Origin of the sequence: Parafrigoribacterium humi (assembly GCF_040227205.1) — a bacterium.
In the GTDB taxonomy this organism is placed as follows: domain Bacteria; phylum Actinomycetota; class Actinomycetes; order Actinomycetales; family Microbacteriaceae; genus Parafrigoribacterium_A; species Parafrigoribacterium_A humi.
The window spans coordinates 774,358-794,359 of record NZ_JBELOA010000001.1; the positions used below are offsets into that span (position 1 = coordinate 774,358).

At 66.6% G+C, this 20,002-nt stretch carries 23 protein-coding genes; 10 read left to right on the forward strand and 13 right to left on the reverse strand.

Annotated elements, in window-relative coordinates; translation table 11 throughout:
• Positions 1–67 precede the first annotated feature (67 nt).
• The 9 genes from ABUA28_RS03755 to ABUA28_RS03795 are packed head-to-tail and all read left to right on the forward strand — an operon-like array spanning position 68 to position 9,866.
• Positions 68–1,009 carry an ABC transporter permease gene (locus tag ABUA28_RS03755; protein WP_349902588.1) on the forward strand — a complete coding sequence of 314 codons (942 nt, stop codon included), beginning with the start codon at positions 68–70 and terminating at the stop codon, positions 1,007–1,009.
• On the forward strand, positions 1,006–2,994 hold the full coding sequence (locus ABUA28_RS03760) for a dipeptide/oligopeptide/nickel ABC transporter permease/ATP-binding protein (protein WP_349902589.1): 1,989 nt from the start codon (positions 1,006–1,008) through the stop codon (positions 2,992–2,994). The genes ABUA28_RS03755 and ABUA28_RS03760 overlap by 4 nt, the downstream gene beginning before the upstream one ends.
• Positions 2,991–3,836, forward strand: coding sequence for an ATP-binding cassette domain-containing protein (locus tag ABUA28_RS03765; RefSeq protein WP_349902590.1), 846 nt, complete (start codon positions 2,991–2,993; stop codon positions 3,834–3,836). The genes ABUA28_RS03760 and ABUA28_RS03765 overlap by 4 nt, the downstream gene beginning before the upstream one ends.
• The gene (locus ABUA28_RS03770; protein ID WP_349902591.1) at positions 3,833–4,681 is read left to right on the forward strand and encodes an alpha/beta fold hydrolase; all 849 of its coding nucleotides are present in this window, start codon (positions 3,833–3,835) and stop codon (positions 4,679–4,681) included. Before ABUA28_RS03765 ends, ABUA28_RS03770 begins: the two co-directional genes overlap by 4 nt.
• Complete coding sequence (locus ABUA28_RS03775; protein ID WP_349902592.1) at positions 4,678–5,844, forward strand: CapA family protein; 1,167 nt, start codon at positions 4,678–4,680, stop codon at positions 5,842–5,844. The genes ABUA28_RS03770 and ABUA28_RS03775 overlap by 4 nt, the downstream gene beginning before the upstream one ends.
• Positions 5,841–7,085 carry a CaiB/BaiF CoA transferase family protein gene (locus ABUA28_RS03780; RefSeq protein WP_349902593.1) on the forward strand — a complete coding sequence of 415 codons (1,245 nt, stop codon included), beginning with the start codon at positions 5,841–5,843 and terminating at the stop codon, positions 7,083–7,085. Before ABUA28_RS03775 ends, ABUA28_RS03780 begins: the two co-directional genes overlap by 4 nt.
• Positions 7,082–8,173, forward strand: coding sequence for a 2-hydroxyacyl-CoA dehydratase family protein (locus ABUA28_RS03785; protein WP_349902594.1), 1,092 nt, complete (start codon positions 7,082–7,084; stop codon positions 8,171–8,173). Before ABUA28_RS03780 ends, ABUA28_RS03785 begins: the two co-directional genes overlap by 4 nt.
• Complete coding sequence (locus tag ABUA28_RS03790) at positions 8,170–9,405, forward strand: 2-hydroxyacyl-CoA dehydratase family protein (protein ID WP_349902595.1); 1,236 nt, start codon at positions 8,170–8,172, stop codon at positions 9,403–9,405. Before ABUA28_RS03785 ends, ABUA28_RS03790 begins: the two co-directional genes overlap by 4 nt.
• On the forward strand, positions 9,402–9,866 hold the full coding sequence (locus tag ABUA28_RS03795; RefSeq protein WP_349902596.1) for a MarR family winged helix-turn-helix transcriptional regulator: 465 nt from the start codon (positions 9,402–9,404) through the stop codon (positions 9,864–9,866). Before ABUA28_RS03790 ends, ABUA28_RS03795 begins: the two co-directional genes overlap by 4 nt.
• Positions 9,867–9,893: 27 nt before the next feature.
• Here ABUA28_RS03795 and ABUA28_RS03800 read toward each other — a convergent pair whose 3' ends face one another.
• Positions 9,894–10,466, reverse strand: a complete 573-nt coding sequence (locus tag ABUA28_RS03800; protein WP_349902597.1) for a MarR family winged helix-turn-helix transcriptional regulator — start codon at positions 10,464–10,466, stop codon at positions 9,894–9,896.
• 418 nt (positions 10,467–10,884) lie between these two features.
• On the opposite strand from ABUA28_RS03800, the gene ABUA28_RS03805 reads away from it, so the two are divergent.
• Positions 10,885–11,157 (forward strand): hypothetical protein, encoded by a 273-nt coding sequence (locus ABUA28_RS03805; RefSeq protein WP_349902598.1) that lies wholly within the window; start codon positions 10,885–10,887, stop codon positions 11,155–11,157.
• A 9-nt stretch (positions 11,158–11,166) separates the two neighbouring features.
• On the opposite strand, the gene ABUA28_RS03810 is transcribed toward ABUA28_RS03805, so the two are convergent.
• From ABUA28_RS03810 to ABUA28_RS03865, 12 genes are read right to left on the reverse strand one after another with little or no spacing between them, the layout of a single operon-like run.
• Entirely contained in the window at positions 11,167–11,355 is a 189-nt protein-coding gene (locus ABUA28_RS03810; RefSeq protein ID WP_349902599.1) for a hypothetical protein, read from the reverse strand.
• Positions 11,352–11,660, reverse strand: a complete 309-nt coding sequence (locus tag ABUA28_RS03815; protein ID WP_349902600.1) for a hypothetical protein — start codon at positions 11,658–11,660, stop codon at positions 11,352–11,354. The genes ABUA28_RS03810 and ABUA28_RS03815 overlap by 4 nt, the downstream gene beginning before the upstream one ends.
• A 2-nt stretch (positions 11,661–11,662) precedes the next feature.
• Positions 11,663–12,337, reverse strand: coding sequence for a M15 family metallopeptidase domain-containing protein (locus ABUA28_RS03820; RefSeq protein ID WP_349902601.1), 675 nt, complete (start codon positions 12,335–12,337; stop codon positions 11,663–11,665).
• Positions 12,334–13,353 carry a hypothetical protein gene (locus ABUA28_RS03825; protein ID WP_349902602.1) on the reverse strand — a complete coding sequence of 340 codons (1,020 nt, stop codon included), beginning with the start codon at positions 13,351–13,353 and terminating at the stop codon, positions 12,334–12,336. Before ABUA28_RS03825 ends, ABUA28_RS03820 begins: the two co-directional genes overlap by 4 nt.
• Positions 13,353–14,258, reverse strand: coding sequence for a hypothetical protein (locus tag ABUA28_RS03830; RefSeq protein ID WP_349902603.1), 906 nt, complete (start codon positions 14,256–14,258; stop codon positions 13,353–13,355). The genes ABUA28_RS03825 and ABUA28_RS03830 overlap by 1 nt, the downstream gene beginning before the upstream one ends.
• On the reverse strand, positions 14,258–15,355 hold the full coding sequence (locus ABUA28_RS03835; RefSeq protein WP_349902604.1) for a coiled-coil domain-containing protein: 1,098 nt from the start codon (positions 15,353–15,355) through the stop codon (positions 14,258–14,260). Before ABUA28_RS03835 ends, ABUA28_RS03830 begins: the two co-directional genes overlap by 1 nt.
• Positions 15,348–15,860: a hypothetical protein gene (locus ABUA28_RS03840; protein ID WP_349902605.1), complete on the reverse strand. Its 513-nt coding sequence runs from the start codon at positions 15,858–15,860 to the stop codon at positions 15,348–15,350. The genes ABUA28_RS03835 and ABUA28_RS03840 overlap by 8 nt, the downstream gene beginning before the upstream one ends.
• Positions 15,861–15,862: 2 nt before the next feature.
• Positions 15,863–16,273, reverse strand: coding sequence for a hypothetical protein (locus tag ABUA28_RS03845; RefSeq protein ID WP_349902606.1), 411 nt, complete (start codon positions 16,271–16,273; stop codon positions 15,863–15,865).
• A gap of 4 nt (positions 16,274–16,277) precedes the next feature.
• Complete coding sequence (locus ABUA28_RS03850) at positions 16,278–16,649, reverse strand: hypothetical protein (RefSeq protein WP_349902607.1); 372 nt, start codon at positions 16,647–16,649, stop codon at positions 16,278–16,280.
• Positions 16,639–17,025: a hypothetical protein gene (locus ABUA28_RS03855; protein WP_349902608.1), complete on the reverse strand. Its 387-nt coding sequence runs from the start codon at positions 17,023–17,025 to the stop codon at positions 16,639–16,641. The genes ABUA28_RS03850 and ABUA28_RS03855 overlap by 11 nt, the downstream gene beginning before the upstream one ends.
• An 18-nt stretch (positions 17,026–17,043) precedes the next feature.
• Positions 17,044–18,939, reverse strand: coding sequence for a hypothetical protein (locus ABUA28_RS03860; protein ID WP_349902609.1), 1,896 nt, complete (start codon positions 18,937–18,939; stop codon positions 17,044–17,046).
• Positions 18,940–18,948: 9 nt separating this feature from the next.
• Positions 18,949–19,989 (reverse strand): hypothetical protein, encoded by a 1,041-nt coding sequence (locus tag ABUA28_RS03865; protein ID WP_349902610.1) that lies wholly within the window; start codon positions 19,987–19,989, stop codon positions 18,949–18,951.
• Positions 19,990–20,002 lie beyond the last annotated feature (13 nt).

The following is a 20,002-nucleotide window of genomic DNA, read 5'->3' on the forward strand; positions in this document are numbered from 1 at the left end:
GGCACACCTATCCACCCCTCGATGGGGCCCGGCCGGTGCCGGCCGGGCCCCCTGGAGCTCTGCATCCATGGTTCGACTCATCGTCAACCGGCTTCTCTTGTCGGTTGTCCTGATCGTGATCTCCTCCATCGCGATCTTCTTCCTCATGTCGCTCGTCCCGGGTGACCCTGCGCGCACGATTCTCGGCGCGAACGCCACGCCGGATGCGGTCGCCAGGCTTCGGGACCAGCTCGGACTGAACCAGCCCCTGCTCACCCAGTACGCCTCCTGGCTCGGCGGTGTCATCCACGGCGACTTCGGCAAGTCGGTCTTCAGCGGCGACCCTGTCGGCACGCTGATCATTGCCCGGGTGCCGGTGACGCTCTCCCTCATGGTCCTGTCGACGCTCGTGATCGCGGTTCTCGGCACGGCGCTCGGACTCGCGAGCGCCGTGCGCGGAGGCGCACTCGGCAAGCTCCTCGATGCGATCTCGCTGATCGGCCTCGCGCTCCCCAGCTACTGGGTCGCCATCCTTCTGGTCGCCCTCTTCGCAGTGGCCATTCGGATCTTCCCCGCTACCGGCTATATCCCGTTCGCCGACAATCCGGGCGGCTGGCTCCTCTCTCTCGTGCTCCCCGTGGCGGCGCTCTCCCTGGGCGGCGTCACCATCGTGGCCAAGCAGATGCGGGACTCCGCGATGGACGTGCTGGCTCGCGACTACATCCGCGTGCTGCGGGCAACCGGCGTTCGCGAACGCTCGATCGTATGGAAGCACGTTCTGCGCAACGCATCCCTCCCCTCGCTGACCGTGCTCGGGCTCACCGTCGTCGGCGCGCTGACCGGCGCAGTGTTCGTCGAGAACGTCTTCGTGCTTCCCGGACTCGGCACGATGGTGACCCAGGCGACGACCTCGCACGACCTGCCCGTCGTGCTCGGAGTCGGCGTGTTCTTCACCCTCTTCGTGATCATCGTCAATCTGGCCATCGACCTGCTCTACGGAGTGCTGAACCCGAAGGTGCGAGTGCAATGACCCGCCGCAATGGAACCCGGGCGATGTCGGCCGGACTCGTGAACCGCGTGCTGCGCAAGCCGCTCGGCGTGATCTCGGGCATCGTCGTGATCCTGATCGTCGGCAGTTCGATCGCCGCGCCGTGGCTCGCCCCGTACGACCCGCTCGAGCAGAGCCTGCGGATCGCGAAGCAGGGCCCGACTCTCGCGCACCTGCTCGGCACGGACTCCCTCGGGCGCGACGTGCTCAGCCGCCTGCTGTTCGGCGGGCAGGACTCGCTGAGCGGCGTGCTCGTCGCTGTCGTCTCGATGCTCATCATCGCCATCCCGCTCGGCATCCTTGCCGGCTATGTCGGCGGCCTGACCGACCGCATCATCCTGCGCGTCGTCGACGTGCTGCTCTCCATCCCCGGCACGATCATCACGCTCGCCGTGCTCGCCATCTTCAACAACAGCATGTTCGTGGCGATGGTGAGCGTCGGTGTGCTCGCCAGCGGTGCGTTCATCCGCGTCTTCCGAAGCGCGGCGCTGTCGGTGCGGCGGGAGCTCTACATCGGCGCGGCGAGGGTATCCGGCGTCGGGCAGGCGCGCATCATGGCCGCGCACGTGCTGCCGCAGATTCGAGGCGTGCTGCTCGTGCAGGTGAGCCTGTTCTCAGCGGCGACCCTCGGCATCCAGACCGGTCTCGCGTTCCTCGCATTCGGACCGCCACCGCCGGCGCCCACCTGGGGCGGCATGGTCGCCGAGGCCGCCACGCTCATCCAGACCGACCCCTGGCTGCTCATTCCCACCGGCGGCATCATCGCCGTCACGACACTCGCGCTCTGCCTGCTCGGCGATGCCGTGCGTGACGCCAACCAGGAGCGCTTCACGCTTGCCGGTCTCGCGAGCACCAGGCGGGTGCGCACCGAGGGTCCGGCCCGCAGGGTCGCCTCGGCCGTGACCGCGGCCGTGGCCACTGCCGACGAGCTGGATGAGCCCGCCAACACGGCGACAGAGCACGACGCGGAGGCCGGGATGCCCGCGTCCCCCGGCGCGCTGCTCTCGGTGCGTGGGCTCACGGTCGGTTTCGGTCCGGCCGGACGCGAGACGATCGCGATCCAGCGCGCCAACTTCGATGTGCTGCCCGGCGAGATCGTGGGGCTCGTCGGGGAGTCCGGCAGCGGAAAGACCGTGACGGCACTCGCGCTGCTCGGCCTGCTCGGCGTCAACGGGCGCATCACCGGTGGCTCCATCCGCCTGGGAGGCGAGGAGCTCGTCGGTATGTCGAACGCCCGGCTTCGCGAGGTGCGCGGCGCACGGATCGCCATGATCTCGCAGGAGCCGATGGTGGCTCTCGACCCGTCGTTCCGGGTCGGCTCGCAGATCGCCGAGGCCGTGCGCGCCCACGATCACATCAGCCGCGCCGACGCCAGGGCACGCACCTCGGAGCTGCTCATGGCTGTGCAGCTCGATCCCGCCCTCGCGGCGCGCTACCCGCACGAGATCTCCGGGGGAATGGCCCAGCGGGTCGCCATCGCCATGGCCCTCGCCGGGCGGCCCGAGGTGCTCATCGCCGACGAACCGACCACTGCGCTCGACGTGACGGTGCAGGCGGAGATCCTCGACCTGCTGCGCAGACTGCAGGAGGAGACCGGCATGGCCGTCATCCTCGTGAGCCACGACTGGGGCGTCGTCGCCGACCTGTGCAGCCGCGCGATCGTGATGTACGCGGGCGAGGTCGTGGAGCGCGCGTCCGTTTCCCAACTGTTCTCGGCTCCGCGGCATCCGTATACCGCAGCGCTGCTGCGCTCGAACCCGCACGGCGCGGAGCCAGGCAAACCGCTGCCCACCATTGGAGGCTCGGTTCCCGCTCCGCACCAGTGGCCGGTCGGCTGCCACTTCGCCGCGCGCTGCCCCCTCGCCACCGAGGAGTGCCTGCGGGCGCCGATCGAGATGGTGCACCTGGAGGGCAAACGGTCGAGCCGCTGCATCCACATCGACGAGCTGAGTGAGGTGCAGTCGTGAGCGCCACCGGGCCGATTCTCGAGGTGACCGACCTCTCCGTGGATCGCGGTACCGGCCGCCGCCGCAAGCGCACCGTCGACGCCGTGAGCTTTGACATCCCCACGGGCACCACGCTGGGCCTCGTCGGCGAGTCCGGCTCCGGCAAGACCACCACGGGCATGGCGATCCTCGGGATGCTGCCGATCGCGAGCGGTCGGGTGCTCTTCGAGGGGCGCGACATCTCGCGCATGCCCCGGGGCGAGCGTCGAGCGCTCGGCGCACTTCGGCAGGTGATCTTCCAGGATCCGTACAGTTCGCTCGATCCCAGCAAGACAATCGGCTACACCCTCGCGGAGCCGTGCAGGATCGTGTCGCGCGACAAGCGGATGACCGCGGCAGAGACCGCAGACCGGGCCGCGATGCTGCTCGAGCGAGTCGGTCTCAGCGAGGACGCCGCCCACCGCTACCCCGCCCAGTTCTCCGGCGGACAACGGCAGCGCATAGCCATCGCGCGCTCGCTCATGCTCTCGCCTCGACTGATCGTGTGCGACGAGCCGGTGAGCGCGCTCGACCTCTCCGTGCAGGCGGAGGTGCTCAACCTGTTGTCGGAGCTGCAGCGGGATCTCGGCCTCAGCCTGTTGTTCATCTCGCACGATCTCTCGGTCGTGCGGCACATCTCGCACACGATCGCCGTGCTCAAGGAGGGCCGCATCGTCGAGCTCGGTCCGGCAGCCGACGTCTATGAACGTCCGCGCGAGGACTACACCCGGTCGCTGCTCGCTGCGGCGCCGGTTCCAGACCCCGCCGAGCAGCGCGCCCGGCGAGAAGAACGTCAACGTCGCCGAAACGAGGGGGAGCAATGAGCGTGATGGATGTTGGAGACGGCGAGCTCTGGTACGAGGAGTTCGGATCGGGAGACGAGGTCGTGCTCTCGTCCGCGATGGGATTCGCGGCGGGTGCCTACCCGGAGATCCTGGCCGCCGCGCCGACCTCGTATCACGTGTACACCATCCAGGCCCGGGGCTTCGGGCGGTCGACCCATCCGGCCAGCCCACCGGAGAGCTGGCTCGACACCTGGGCGGATGACGTCTGCGCCTTCGCAGACCGGCTCGGCATCGACCGCTTCCTCTACACCGGAATCTCGCACGGCGGCGGCATCGGCTGGCACATCGCCCGCAGGAACCCCGAGCGACTCAAGGCCCTCATCTCGGTCGTCGGAACGCCGCACGATCGCGAGGGCGGTACCGCATCCTCCGAGGGCCGCCGCAGCTTCATCGAGCACCGCAAGGACCCGGAGTTCGTCAAAGGCATCCTCGAGCACATGGCGGGCTGGACCGACGACCCTGCCGTGATCGAGTCGCGGAAGGTGAGATTCGCCGCCGGAGCTGAAGAGGCCGCACTCCGACCGGATGACGAGGCCGAGATCAACCAGGGAAAACCCTTCCCCGAGGCCACCACCGACGAGGCGCTCGCGGAGGTGTACCGCGGCATCCGGGTTCCCGTTCTGATTCTCGCGGCGATGCGCGACGGCGTGATCTCACCGCAGTCTGCGCTGCGCGCCGCCGTCAATGTGCGCGGCGCGAAAGCGGTGCTGTTCGAGGACAGCGGCCACATGATCGGCGAGGAGGCCCCGGAGCGTCTCGTGCGCGAGGTGCGCGTCTTCGTCGACGAACTGAACGGCGTCGCGGAACCTCCGAGGCAGCCATGAGTGATGTCGCCACCGGCTCCCTGCGTATTGCGGCCGTCGGCGACCTGATCGTCGATCGCCCCGACCCGGACGAGTTCTTCACGGCATCCGCGCCGGTGCTGCGCGCCGCCGACCTCACGATCGGCCAGCTCGAGGTGCCGCACGCCACGACCACTGCCGTCGCGACGATCGACGTACCCGCCCCGCCGGCGGACCCCGCGCATCTCGCCGCGGTCGCCCGTGCTGGATTCGACGTGCTGACTCTCGCGGGCAACCACATCGCGGACGCCGGGGGCGAGGGGATCGTCGAGACGATCACCGCAGCGCGGGCGGCCGGTATGGCAACCACGGGTGCGGGTGCGGACCTCGCCTCGGCGACCGAGCCCGTCATCCTCTCGCGCGGTGGCAGAACGATCGGCGTGCTGTCGTTCAACTGCGTCGGGCCGACGGACAGTTGGGCCACGAGCAGGCGCCCCGGCGGAGCGTACGTGCGCGTCTATTCGCACTACGAGGCCATCGGAGCGAACCCGGGCGGGCCCCCGAGCGTCCACACCTTCGCAGACCCCGCATCCCTCGCCATGATGCGCGAGACGATCTCGGGGGTCGCCGCCCGTGTCGACGTGCTCGTGGTCGCGTTACACAAGGGGCTCGTGCACGTTCCGGCAGCACTGGCCGCCTACGAGACCGAGATCGCGCGCGCCGCCGTGGACGCCGGCGCGGCGATGGTCGTCGGCCATCACGCGCACATCCTCCGCGGCATCGAGTTCTATCGGAGTCGCGCGATCTTCCACGGTCTCGGCAACTTCGTCACGGTCACCGACGCGCTCACTCCCGCCGCCGCGAGCGTCGACGAGCAGCGCGAGTGGGCAGAACGCCGTCGCAGGCTCTTCGGCTTCGAACCGGACCCACGTCTGCCGAGCTGGTATCCGTTCCATCCGGAGAGCCGCAACACGGCAATCGCCTTGCTCGATGTCTCGCCGACCGGCCGACTGGCTTGGGGCGTCATCCCGTGCTGGATCGGCAAGGGCGCGCAGCCCGTGCCGCACGGCGACGACCAGCGCGGCAGAGACGTCATCGACTACATCCGGCGGATCACCGCCGAGGAGGGATTCGACACCGAGTTCGCCTGGGAGGGCGACGAGGTGCGGGTCCGAGCACCACACGAACAAGGAGACACCGAATGAACGACACCGCTAGGCCGCTGACCGGGAAGACGGTGCTCGATCTCACGACCGCCCTGTCTGGGCCATACGCCACACTGCTGCTTGCCGGTCTCGGTGCGAGAGTCATCAAGATCGAGAACCCGCGGCTCGGTGGAGACTCCTCGCGCAACAACGCCCCGTATTACAGCGACCACGGTCTCGAGACGCGGCGCACGAGCGACAAAGACATGTCGGTGTCGATGATGCTGCGGGGGCGCAACAAGGAGAGCGTGACTCTCAACCTCAAGACCCCAGAGGGCAAGAAGATCTTCCTAGAACTCGCCAAGAGTGCGGATGTCGTGGTCGAGAACTTCAGCGCCGGCGTCACCAAACGCCTCGGCGTCGACTTCGAGACCCTGCGCGAGATCAATCCGCGCCTCGTCTATGCGTCGATCAGCGGCTTCGGCGCCCAAGGCGGCCCAGGCAGCGGCAAGGCGATGGACACGATCATCCAGGCGCTGAGCGGCACGATGCTGACGGCGGGCAGCCCGGGTGAGCCGCCCGTGCGATTCGGTCTGCCGATCGCCGACCTCGTCGCGCCCCTGTTCGGCGTGATCGGCACTCTCGCCGCGGTGCTCGAGAGTGAGCGCACCGGTCAAGGCCAGCAGGTCGACGTGTCGATGCTCGGAGCGCTGACCTCGCTCGTCGCCTGCGAGCCCTTCGACGCCTTCGAGACGGTCGGGATGCCGCTGCGCACGGGCTCGTATGTGCCTCGCCTCGCTCCGTTCGGCGTCTTCGTCACGCAGGATGGCTGGTTCGCCCTGTGCGGTCCGACCGACGCCTTCAGCTCCGGTGTCATGAAGGCGCTCGGAGTGCCGGAGATGGCCGACGACGAGCGCTTCTCCAAGCGAGACAGCCGCGTGCACAACGCCGACCAGCTGCACGCCATGATCGCGAGCTGGGCGCAGCACCTCACCTCCGCGGAGGCCGTGCGCCGCCTCGAGGAATACGGCGTTCCCGCGGCCCCCGTGCGCGACACCGGCGAGGCGGTTCGCGACCCGCTCGTGCTGAGCCGCGGCGAGGTCGAACAGTTGAGCCATCCGGTGTTCGGTGTTGCGGAGGATCTCTATGGCTCCGGGGTGCCGATCGTGCTCTCCGGCAGCAGCACCTCGCTGGATCGCCCCGCGCCCTGGCTCGGGGAACACACCGAGTCCGTGCTGAGCGAGTTCCTCGGCTACAACGCCGAGCAGATCGCTGCCCTGAGAGACGCGGGCGCCCTGTGACGGGGGAGCTCGAGACCGCGGCGCTCGGCGCACGATCCGCCGCGGCTGCCATCGCGTCATCCGGTCGCGCGGTGGTCGGAATCGTGGGCCGGGACGTGCCAGCGCTCCTCGTCGCCGCGGCGGACGCACATCCGTTCCGCATCGCACCCGAGGGCGCTCCAACCGACGAGACGGATCGCTTCCTCGGCCGAGCCGTCGACCGCGCGGCCACCCTCGTGCTGGCCTCGGTGCTCGACGGGTCGCTCGACTTTCTCTCCGGCATCCTCCTCTCGCGGGACACCGAGTCCTCGGTGCGGCTGTTCTACACGCTGCAGGAACTCCATCGCCGCGGGCGTACCACGGTGGGGGTGAGCCTCGTGGATCAGGTGCACCAGAACAGGGAGAGCACCGTGCAGTTCAACATCGCCCAACTCGCCGGGATGGTGCGCACGCTCGAGAGCTGGACGTCGACGCCGATCACGGAGGCGTCCCTGAGCGACGCCCACGCCGAGCTGGTCGGGCTGCGAGCGGAGCTCGAGCGGATGCGCGCGGAGCGTCGGGCGCGGCGACTCGCCGGCACGACGGCCCTGCACGCGTACCGAGTGGCAGCCGCCCTGCCCCCGGCCACGACGATGGAGCTCCTGCGCGCCACGACCACCGAGCCCACGGATGCCGCCTTCCCGCTCTTCCTCACCGGCAGTGCGCCCCTCGGAGACGAGGTGTATCGCGCGGTCGAGGCCGTTGGGGCCACCGTCGTCGGGGAGGACCACGACTGGGGCGATCCGATTCTGAGCGACGAGCTGCCCGCGAGGGTCGACCGGGGCAGGGAGCAGTTGCTCCGCGATCTCGCGCTCGCCCGACTTGGCGGGGCACCGGCATCCGCGTCGTCCACGATGGCCGCACGGGCGTCGGCGACCCGGGACGGCATCATCGCGACCGGCGCCCGCGCCCTGCTGAGCGTCGTGCGCCCGCACGACGACGCACCGGCCTGGGACTGGCGCCTCCAGAGCGCACGCGCGGGAGTGCCCGCCGTCATGGTGCGCGGCGATGCGGCCGACGACCCGCAGCAGATCGTGGCTGCCGTCGAGTCCCTGCGAGCGGCATCGTGACCCGGCTGGCGTCCGCGACGGCGGCGCTCGCGCACCAGCACGAGTGGTTCGACGAGTTGCGTGCGTCCGTCGCCGCGGGCGGGATATTCGCTCTGGTCAACGCGGACGCGCCGCAGGAGATCCTGCGCGCCATGGACATCCCCTATGTCGTCAACCAGTGGTGGGCATCCATCGTCACCGCGAAGCAGGGCGCGACCGAGAGCCTCGAGGTCGTGGCCAGGAACGGATACCCCGACGACAGCAGGCAGTACGACGTGCTGGCCCTCGGATCCCGCGGTCTCGACCCTGAGCGCGCACCGTGGGGCGGCCTGCCGAAGCCCGACTTCGTGATCGCGGAACTGAGCGGGGATGCCACGGGCAAGGTCTTCGAGGCCTGGACCGACGATCCATCGATCGGCTACTTCGCCTACGAGCGCACGGCGGCCGTGACCCCGGACGGCGAGTGGTGGGAGCTCGCTCCGCGCGAGTGGACTCGCGTCTTCGGGCGCGAGCGGATCGCCCTCATGGCGGCGGAGAACCGGCAGCTCATCGAGTTTCTCGAGCGGCGCACCGGCCGCACCTTCGAGCTGGAGAAGCTCGAGAGGGTGATGCGGCTCATCAACGAGCAGGAGGAGTACAACCGCGAGGCGCGCGACCTCGTCGCCTCCGCTCGCCCGACTCCCGTGCGCGTGTCAGACACGATTCCGGCCGTGATGATTCCGCAGTGGCATCGGGGCAGCGAGTGGGGTCGGGATGCCGCGCGCGCCCTGAGAGACGAGGTCGCCTCGCTCGTGGAGTCGAGCGCCGCCGTCGCCGAGCACGAGCGCACCCGCCTGATGTGGGTGGGGCGCGGACTCTGGAGCGACACCGCGATGTACCGCCGCTTCGAAGACGAGTTCGGCGCGGTCTTCGTGTGGTCGATGTATCTCGCGATCGCCGCGGACGGCTACATCCGCTACGGCGACGACGCCATCGAGACCCTCGCTGCCCGGTTCGTCGGCATCACCGACCTGCTCTACGCGCCCCCGCTCGCACCGGAGTGGTACGTCAAGGAGGCCAGGGGTCACGGAGTCGACGGGGTAGTACATCTCGTCGCGGACGACGTGCCTGGCGCCGCATTCATCACCCTCGCGCTCGAGGATGCCGGAATCCCGGTGCTCGAGATCCGCGCCAGCAATGCAGACCCGCGCACCCTCGATCTCGCCGGTGTCGAGCAGTCGATGGTGTCATTCATCGCGGGGCTGTCGACATGAGCATCGAGGCCCTCCACCCGCCGACCCAGGGCGACACCGTCACCCTGCTGTACCTGATCAAGCAGGTGGAACTCGCCATCCGCGCTCGCCTCGAGTCCGTGACCCGCGAGGTCGGGCTCACGGTCACGCAGTACACCGCGCTCACGGTGCTTGAGCGTCGGCCAGGCCTCACCTCGGCGGAGCTCGCGAAGAACTCGTTCGTGCGCGCGCAATCAATGTCGGCGGTGACCACGGAGCTGACGGAGGCCGGCCTCGTCTCGCGCACGCAGGACCCATCCCACCAACAACGCCAGCTCCTGACCGTCACGACGGCGGGTCACGAACTTCTCGCGCACGTGCGGCCCACGGTCGATTGGATCGAGCAGCAGATGGTATCTCCGCTTCCGCCGGATGAGGTCGGCCAGTTCAGGCAGGCCCTGCAGTTCTGCCGCTTCGCCCTCGGTGGCGGCTGGCCGCGCTGACTCGCGTTGCCCGGTTCAGGCGGATGCTCAGCCCCGGGACTGCGCAGAGCGCCGGTTGGCGGCGGCGCGGCGCTCATCCTCGACGTTGCCGAAGTAACCGCCGACGAGGGTGTCGGCCGCGCGAAGCAGCGCGGGCAGGATGACGTCGCGGTGGTCATCGTCGAGGCTCGCCATCACGCGCCCCTCGATGTCGGCGATGCGCTTCGTGCAGCTCTCGAGCACGGCCCGCCCCTCCGGCGTGAGCACGGTGTTGCGCGTGCGCCCGCGGGAGGCTTCGCCCGCGCGCACGACGTAACCGCGCCGCTCGAGCCCGGCGAGCACCCGATTGGCCGATTGCGGCGTCACGAACATCAGCCGAGCGAGCTCGGCGTTCGACCGGCCGACGTCGTCACTCGTGGCGAGCAGCAGGTGGTACTCCGGCACGGTGATGTCGTTGTCGGACGCGACGAGCTCGACGGCGCGCTGCAGGGCGCGAGCGAGGCGCTGGGTGATCCACTCGAGCCGTCCGACCGCCTCGGGCGGTGCAATCGCCCGGTGACGACGGGGCACCGCGAGGGTGGGGTCAACGTTCGTTTCACTGTTTTGAGCGCCGTTGTCCACGTGAATAATCTACCGTTCCTGCCAGCCTCAGGCACGGTGCCGGCGCGGGCAATTGCCTCTCCTAGACAGCTCCGTCGCGGAGCGGAGCCGCCGACCGCCGGCGCGACCGATCCGCGGCCTTCTCCGGCAGGGCATCCGCGACCTGAACCCAGACCCGACCCACGACTACCAACCCCAAAACACAAGAAACTCTTGAGCCCATGCAGGTTCAAGAGTTTCCTATGTCTTGCGAGATCACAGAGCGGTACCGGTGGGATTTGAACCCTATCTCAACCCCCATGGATCACTGGCGAGGTGGCCCGATCCCTGTAAATACGGGGGTTTTGGGTTCGTTTGGATTGGGTTCAATCACCCTATTTTCGTACAAATGTGGGCAAAATGTGGGCACGATACGGGTGGTCCGCGCTACGCTGCCGCCATGACTAATGAACCGAACTCACGGGTCAAGGCCGAGCCTGGCTTCTTCACTGGCATGAATCCGTACATTGTCGCGCTCGGATGGGTCTGGATTCTCGCGTTGGGGACTGCGGGCGTCTTGGCCATGATCGGGTCCAGTGAGTCGTCGTCGATATTCAGTGATGGAACAGTCCAGTTCTTGTGGGCTGGCATCTTCGCCGTCCTCGGCGTGGCCGCATTCTTGACGTGGCTGCTGGCGTGCGCCATTACGTGGAGAGCGCCAGCGCGTGACTGAGAGTCCTGGTCAGCTGACGGGTCTGTTGGGGATGCGGTAGACGCCGATCCAGACTCCGATGATGCTGATGGCGACGAGTACCCATTGGATGAATGTCACGTCCTGGATGCCGTGGGCGTTGGCGGCGACGGCGGCGAGGGTGATGAGGCCGGAGAGGATGCCTCCGAGGGCGGCCTTGGCTTGCTTGGCGATGTTCATTTCGTGCTCCTTCGTGGGATGGTGTCCTCGACGATTGCGAGGCGGGTGTTGATGGTGGTCACGCGTCGGTCGACGCGGCCGATTCTGCGGCCTTGGGCGTGCATGAGTCGGGTGAGGTTGTCGAGTTTCGCGGCGGTCTCTGCGTGACGTTCGTCGGACTCGACGCGGAAATTGGTTTTGTGGTCGTTGCTTGTCTCCTCGGCTGCCGTTTTTGCGTGCCGCCTGGTGGAGATCAGTAGGGGCAGCACGGCGGCCAGGACGAGCGCTTGACCGCCGATGATCGCTGCTGCTACTGCATCGCTCATCGTTACAGGGCGGCCTTGATCGCGGCGACGGTCGCCGCGGGTGCGGCTTTGATCGCGGAGATGATCAGATCCCTGTCCGCGGCCGAGATGTCACCGCCGTTCGCGGTGAGGTGCGAGATCCCGTCCTGCAAGCTCTTGAACGTCGTGTCGCGCATGTAACTGAGGTCTTCACGCAGCTGCTTGATGGTGGCCTCTTTGCTGCCGCGGATCTGGTCGATCACGGACTGTAGTCCGATGTCGAGCCGCTTCCAATATGCGTCGTCAATCACGTCGTCATCTCCTATCGATGTGCCACCGCTACCTGCGGTGGTGGTGCCGTTGTAGCGTGCATGGTTCGGGTCGGTGCGCAGCGGGAATGTGAATCCGAACTGGGCGCCGTTGTGCTTCACCCAGGCGAGCCCCTGCGCGATGTCGACACAGATTCCGAGACCATGCTCGGAGGGCAGGCCCGGGATGATGCCGGGAGTGATGTTGTACAGCGCGGGGCGTGCACGCATGTCGAGCTGCATTGCCCACGAGCGGTAACCGCCCGCTGGCGGTGCGATCGTGAGTGTCACCCCGTCACGGGCCGCAGCGGCTTTCATCGCGTTCCACGCGGCGGCGGTGTCGGTGCGCAGCTGGATTGTGCCCTGCACGGTCGTCAGCTCCGCTGCGGCCAGATGCCCGTTCGTGCTCATGCTAGATCTCTCGGTCGGATTGTCATTTCGTCGGTCGCGCAGTCGAATGTGACGGCACTGATGTAGCCGGTGAGCTCTGCGCCGATGCCGCGGTCGAGGGTGATGGGCAGTCCGGGCTGCGCGGTGATGTCGCTGACCGCGGTGATGGGGAACTGCCGGCCGGCGTGGCTGCTCGCGGCGCGGATCACGTCGATCTCGGCATAATCGACGAACTCGGTAGTCTCCCGCTCGAGCGCGCCAGCGCGGGTGTATCCGGCGGGTGTGCGGAACGCGAGGTAGGTGCCGTCTCCGAGCTTGTAGGTGATGCCCAGGGCGTCATACCAGTCGCCGGTGCGGTCGAGTGTCTCCACGGCGGAGGTGAGGTTGTCGGTGACGGACAGGAGCATCGGGGATGCGGTGAGGTTGGTGGCCGGATCGTCGTAGTGCCAACCACGGGCGCCATCGCACCAGACTCGCCTGGCAGCACGGGTGACCCACGGGGCCAGCACGTCCCACAGCGTGCTCGTTCCGTAGACGACGTCGCTAATAGCGGCATTGTCGGCAGGGCGCAGAGTTGTCGGGAATGTGACCGTCGCGGCCGGTAGCACGGTCTGGATGACCGCGGGCACCATGTAGATGAGTTTGCCGAATCCGTACACGGCGGCTGCGTGCTGAAGGTCACGGTAGTCCTGCATGAGGGCCTCATCCGACGCCAGGGTCAGGGTGACGGTCCCGGCGATCCAGTCGACCTCGCGGGTGCGCACCCCCAGATTGAACGATCGGCTCGCCACCGCCGCGCTGGCCCCGAGGGCGGTCATGGTGAGGGTGAGGTTGACGCGCACGTCCGTGCGCGGGTCGAGAAAATCGACGCCCACGAGGCCGACGATCGGGAACATGACCTCGGCCTGAATGTAGGGTGCCCAGTTCTCGTCGAGCGTGAGGCGACCCTCGGTGACCGTGTACGTGTAGGCGCGCACGACGCTGCCGGAGTCGTCCGCCCACGACACCTGCCAGGCGTGAATCATTGGCGTCGCCATCACGCCTCCCTGAACCCGGTCGTCAACAGCCACAGCACCTGCGTGTCGGGGTCGAGCTGCGAGGTCACATCCCCCTGCGCCACATACCTCATACCCCCGTCAGGCCAGTCCGTGTCCGTGATCGTGATGTAGCCGGGCCGGGTGTGGATGATCTCCGCCCGCCGGCAGGTCTCCCGCTCCGAGAACAAAAACTGGAGCGTGCCGCTCCTGGACTGGGCGCCCTTGAATGTGACCGGCGGCACGGCCGCATTCGGCACATCGTGGACGATCGTGTTCACCTGCCGCGTCACCTCATAGCCGACGGTCAAGATCGCCGCGGAGACCGTGTCCGGGTCGACGGTCTGCTCGATCGAGGGACTGTTATCCGGAGCACCAGTCCACGCATAGCTCAGATCGCCTACGGCGGCCGTGTTGCCGTCGAAATAGGTTCCGGCGGAGCCGAGGAGCGCGTCACGCCAGTAGATCGTGTTGCCGGTCGCCGCAGCGGAGCCGTTGAGCACATAGACCGTGACCGGGCCTGCCGAGGCGGTCGTGAACGTCACGGTGCGCGTCATGAGCCCAACATCGGGGGCGACCGTCGTGGATGACACGTCCGCGACGAGACCCGCGCCGAGCACAAAAATTTGTGCCGATGACCCGCCGATCGCACCGATATCGATCATCAGCGTGTAGTCAGTATCGGCCGTCAGCCCGACACCAACCGTGAGCTGCTCAATCTGCACACCAGCAGACGCGACACTGGCGGGCGCGGTGACCGTGCAGTACGTGTCTGCGTTCGCATCCTGCCCCAGCGTGCCGCCGAGCGCCACATACCCAGTCAGCGTGCGGCGGCCAGACGGATTCTTGAGCAGATTCCTGCGCACCACCACAGTGCCACGCGGGTCGAGAGCGAGTTGTGTGACCATCAGTAGATCCGCTTCCCATCACGCGTGAACAAATCGACCGTGACCTTCGTGTTCTTCGGCTTCTTGAGCCACGCATCCAACTTCGACGAATCCGGCTCGGCCACCTTGACCTTCACCTCGGCGGGCGTCTCTTTCAGCTTCTTGTTGTTCGAGTCGATGAGCTTGCCCTGCTCGGTGTATTTCGCGTTGACCTGCTCCTGGGCGTCCCGGATGTCATGCACGGTGGAGAGTGTGTCGGCCTGGTCTTTGTCGAGATCCGCGAAGTGGTCTTTCCACTTCGAGAGCTGTCCGGCCACGACCGCGGCTTCATTGCCGGTGTGCGTGAAGCCGTCCTCGATCTTGCCCGCGATGTCGAGTTGTTCTTTGTACTTGTCTCTGATGCGCGCCTCGACGCGGTCGCGCTCTTCACCCTTGGTGACCTGGGCGATGAGCACGTCCGAGAGGTCGAGGCCGAGATCCTTTGACAGTTTCACCAGGTCGTTGTACTGGCTCTGGTCGTCTTTTAGAGCGGCGAGCTGGTCATTGACATAGTCCTGGGAGAGGTAATCCTGACCTGACTGGAGCATGTCGTCGTACATCGCTTTGATGCGCTCCTGAACTTTCTCGGCATTCTTCTGCCACTGCGAGTAAAACGCTCCCGCAGTCAAACCGAGGGCACCGAAAGCGAGGCCGAGCGGGCCAGCCACGGACGTGGCGAGACCGCCGAGAGTGCCCTGCACACCGTCCGCGATTGACTGCATAGACCCGTCGAATGATGATGCGGTCTCGGCGAAGTTCTGCTTGGCCTCGTCTTTGAATCCTTCGGCCGCTTCAGAGGCCTTGTGGTATCCCTCTTTCGACTCGGTCTTGAGCTTGCGGTAGGCGTTCCGATACTCCTGCTCGATGGCGTCGGCAGTGTCTTTGGTCTCCTTCTCCAGCTTCTTCGACGCCTTCTGCGCGTCCTGGAGGTTGTCCTCCAGCTTGTCCAGACCCTTGTCGCGGCCCAGGTCGGTGAGGGACTTCTGGGCGTCCTCTAGCGGGGCGATGATGCCGGTGTCGATTCCCTGCTTGAACGCCTTCGTCTCCGAAGCAATCCCGATCTCGATGCCCTTAGCCACGGACGCCACCTTTCTCGAACACCTCGTGCACCGTGCGTACGGCGGTCTGAACCCACAGTGAGGCGATGCGGGGGATGACCTCGCGAGCGGCCGGGAACACCACGTAGCCACGCGAGCGGGGCAATTTGAACTGTGCCCCGCGACGGCGCGTGTACGCCTTACCTGCCTTGGTGTGTGAGGTGATGCGCTTGTTCGGGTCGGCACCGAACTCCGCCGCGCTGGCCAGCAGCGACTTGGGTGTGCCGTTGGTCATCTTCCCGATACCGCCGGAGCGCAGCATGATGTTCGAGTCCGACACGGCGACCCGAGCCGTGTCGGACAGCACGCGGGTCTGGAGGCGGTCGGTGACGTTGCCGCGCACCGCTTCCTGCCAGACAGGTTCAGCGACCGGCTTCGTGTGTTTCCGGATCTGCGCGGTCACCTCCTTATCCATCCCTTTGACGGCCTGCACGAGGGTCGCGAGTGGACTGGAGACGAGCAGCGAGATCCTCCCGCTACTCGCCATGATCAGGCGACCGCTTCCAGGACGGGCTTGCCTTTGACGCCGAGGCCCACGGTGGAGACGGCAACCGAGTCCACAGCGCCGCCGATCGACCCCGGGGTGATGATCAGCGTCGCCGTGACGGACGGTCCGCCTGCAACCGGCTCGAACACGACCTCGATCTCTTCTCCCTCGTGGTCGTACAGGTAGCGGGAGAGCGAATCAGCGGTGCTCCAGTCCTGCGCGTAGGTCAGGTTGCAGACCCAGGTCGCGTTGCTGCCGAAGCTGAAAACAGAATCAGGAGTGAGCCCCTTCCACGTCGCAACGGAGGACGTCGGGACGAACTCGACAGCGGAGACGTGCTTCGCGTAGTCCGAGGCTGCGACCGTGAGGAGGCAGTCCTTCATGAGGAACGGGTTGACGGCGATCTGAGCCATGAGATTACTCCTTGCTTGTGATGACGGTGAGGGTGATGTCCCAGCCCAAATAGGTGTCGTTCACGAGTACCTTTTTCGCGCCAGTCCAGTTGAGGTTCTTGAGGGCGTCCAGAGCGGTGCACAGGGTGAGAACGGACTCGTCGAGCTCGTTCTCCGCGGTGGTCTGGTTCTGGTGAGCGTCCGCCACGGTGAGCACGACCGTGTTACGTAGCTGCCCGAGCGGTGCCGCGTCGAGACGTTCGATTTCCAAATGCTTCAACACCACCGTGGTGACAGTGATCGTCTCGGGCATCCGCTGGTTCGGGATCAGTGTCCACCCCGATGGGAGCAGCGGAGTGAGCTGCTCGTCGAGCCAGACGCGGAGGCTATCCGACACTGAATAGTCCCTTCGTTGGGCGGATCATTTTCCGGATTGTCTTGTCGAGAGGGCGCGGCGTGAACGTGAACGTGTCCATGCCGCTGGTTCCGTCCGAGCTCACGCGGCCTGCGTTCCACAGGTTGATGGCCTGTTGGAGCTGTGCAAGCACGTAGCGCTCGGGGATCACGGGCGGGTCGGGCAGCGGGTCGGGCGCATCGTCCTCGTCGGCAGGGTCGGGAGCGAAGTCGAGAACGTCGGTCTTGGCGACGTTCAGCAGCATGGCGCACACCTCCAGGTTGTCGAGAGGTGCGTCCACCCAGGCGGCAGCGAGGCGCTCTTGCGCCGCTGTCGCTTCCTCGGGTGTGTCGCCCTCGACTGTGAACCATTCGGCCATGACTTCGCTCCCGATCCGTTAGACGAGGCGGAGCAGCGTCGCGGTGCCGTCCGTGACGGTTGCGCCGACTGCGGGCGCGGTCGGCGCGGATGCGCCGGTCGTGCCGGCGGCAACCACTCGATAGACGACGCTGCTCGCCTTGATCAGACGACCGAGCGCGTAGTCGGTGGAGTTCGCGCGCGTGTCGGCGGTACCGATGGTGACGAATGCCTCGGAGCGACGTGGGAACGTCTGGAGGTATCCGTGCACGGCCCGGTCAATACCGCCGCGGGCGAGTTCGAGCGCGTTGACGACGAGCGGGCCGCCGGCGATCTCGTCGAAGTCGATGCCGGCCTTCGCACCGACCGTGACGGATGCCGTGTCGGTGATGCCGTTGTCGCCCTGGACAACGTTAACGTTGCCGTCGACGGTGCCCTTTGAGGCGGTCGTGATGACGAGGTTGACGAATGCGGGCAGGTTCTGCTCTCCACCGGCTGCGTACGCGAGCGCTGCGTAGGCGGTGTCGTTGGCGATGGCGAATGTCGGTACGTCGCGGCGTCCGTCGTCCTTGCGCTTCTTGACGGCAAGGATGCCTTGGATCAGCATGCCCACGGCGGATGGGTAGTTGGTCGGGTAGGTGTCGGCCGCGACCGGAGCGCCGGGCTGGGAGATCAGGTCGTACAGTGCCCACATGTCGGACCAGTACATGTAATCCTCCTGAAGGAGGCTGATGAAAGAGTCGACGACTTCTGCACCGCCCGGGAGGTCGTAGAACTCCCTCGCGATGTCGTTGCCGACGGCGAAGCGGCGCAGGCTCGATCCGAAGAGTTGAGTCCGCCCGTCGTAGGAGTTGATGTCCCCCTTGTTGCCGGTCCAGTTGCCGCCATTCGGGATGCCTGCGGGTCCGGCGATGGGCGCGTCGGTGGTGCCACGCTTGGTCTTGTATCCGGACTTTCCGCCGGCGGTGATTGCGGTGCCGAGGTTGCCGAGGTCGATGTACTCGCGCACGTACGCGCCCGTGTCGAGCGACCCGAGCCAGTTGGGCTGGAGCACACCGGAGGCAGGGAGTGCACCCGTTCCGTCGAACTTGATGTCGGATAGAGCGGCGAGGATCTGCACGTTCTCCTGGTCATTCGGGTTTGCCTTCACTGCGGCGATGGCGGCGAATACCTGGCGGCGGTCGACGGGCCTCGGCTCGGTGGTCGCGGGTGCCTGGTTGGCGAGAACCTGGGGCGCGCCCGGGATCGTGGGAGGGACTGCTGCCGGAGCCCCGGCAGGTGTTGCGGTTGCGGTCACGTTGGACGCTCCTTCGGTGTTGTTTTCCTGCGCCGGGGCGGCGTTAGGTTCGTAGACCGCGCTCGACCCATCCGGGGTCGTGGCGGTGATGTCAGTGGGCAGTGTGTCGACGGCGATGACCACATGGGCAGGGTCATCCGCTGCGATGGCAGGAACACCCTCAATCGCGGGCGCGGGGTCGGCAGTGTCTGCGGCGAGTACTTGTGCCGATGGGAATGCGCCGGCCTTCACGAGCGCTGCACCCCAGAGGTGTGCAGTTCCGGCGACGAGCTTGCCCGCTTTGATGAAGGCAGGGCCGAACTCGCCGGAGAGCTTGCGACGTTCACCCGTCGGGCTGATCGCATCCGCGAGGGCTGCGTCGCCCTTGGGCCCTTTGGCGATCGAGAATGTCGCCATGATGCCGCGCTCTTCCTGCCAGACCTTGGTAGCACGACCGACGCCCGAGGTCGGATCATGGTCGGTGTTGATTCCAATAACAATGGGGTCGGCAGGTAGCTCGACTGCTCCCGCCTCTACCTGGAAGCGACCGATGTTGGTCCTGCCGACTTCGTTGAAGGGGATGAGCAGTCCCGTGATGGTTCGCTCTTCGAGGTTGGCGAGGATATCGCCGCCCTCGAACTGGATTAGGTTGTCGGTCATGATGATCTCCTAGTCGGCGCTGGTTGGGTCGGTGTTGAGGCTGGGTGTGGCCATGATTCCGGTGAGGTCGGCGCGGATGCTGTGGCCTGGTGCACACACGTCGTCGAGTGAGAGGCGTGCTTCGATTGCCTGTACGAATGCTTTGGTGCCGAAGTTGTAGAGCTCGTTGGGTGAGGTTTCCGAATTGCTGTAGTTGATGTCCGAGCCGCTGCCGTCTTTCGCGCCCTCGATGATCGACGCGGGGACGGCCGTGTGGTTGGCGAGATCCAGGCGGATCGCGTTGCGGCCTTTCTCGAACAGGTCGGCGCTGATGCTGCCTAGAGATTGGACCTCAAGAAACGACTGGGTCACTGCCGTCTGTCCGCCGGCGCGTGCACGGTTCTCGTTCCACTGGTCGACGATCTTCTGCTTTTCTTTCTTCGACATCTCGTTGTATGCAGGGTCAGTGATGTGCAGATCGGTCGCGGGCAGCGGGTTGTTGATCCGCTCCATCCACACATCTTCGATTCGGAGGGCAGCACGCACGGTACTGACGCCGTCCACTAGGAGCCCGTTGTTGCCGTAGCCCATCGGGATAGCGATCGGGCGGGCACGGTATCGCGCGGGTACACGCTGGTCGAAGATGACGATGTTCCCTGCGGCGTCAGCTCCCCACCAGCCGACCGGGACATGCATGCAGTCAGTCATGTCGTCGGTGAAGCCGAGGCATCCCCATCCGCTCATGAAGAGGTCGGACGCAAGGCCGTACCAACGGTGGTACGGCGCGATGCCAGATGCCGAGTTAGTAAGCCAGGCCGGCTGCTCCTCGGATCGCTGATCGCCCGTCATGTCGTAGAAGTTGAGACCTCCGACGAGTGAGCAGTGGATGCCATGCGCACGCTTGACGCCAGGGACGCGAAGTGCAGTCTCACGAGTGGTTATCACACCATTCGCGCCGCTGCGCAGCCAGTCGTCGGCGGCGAAGATCGTGAGGTTGTCAGTGGGCGCGAGGGGCGACTGAATACCGATAGTTGGCGAGGCACCGAAGCCGAGCCATTCGAGGAAACCCACGCCTCCACATTAC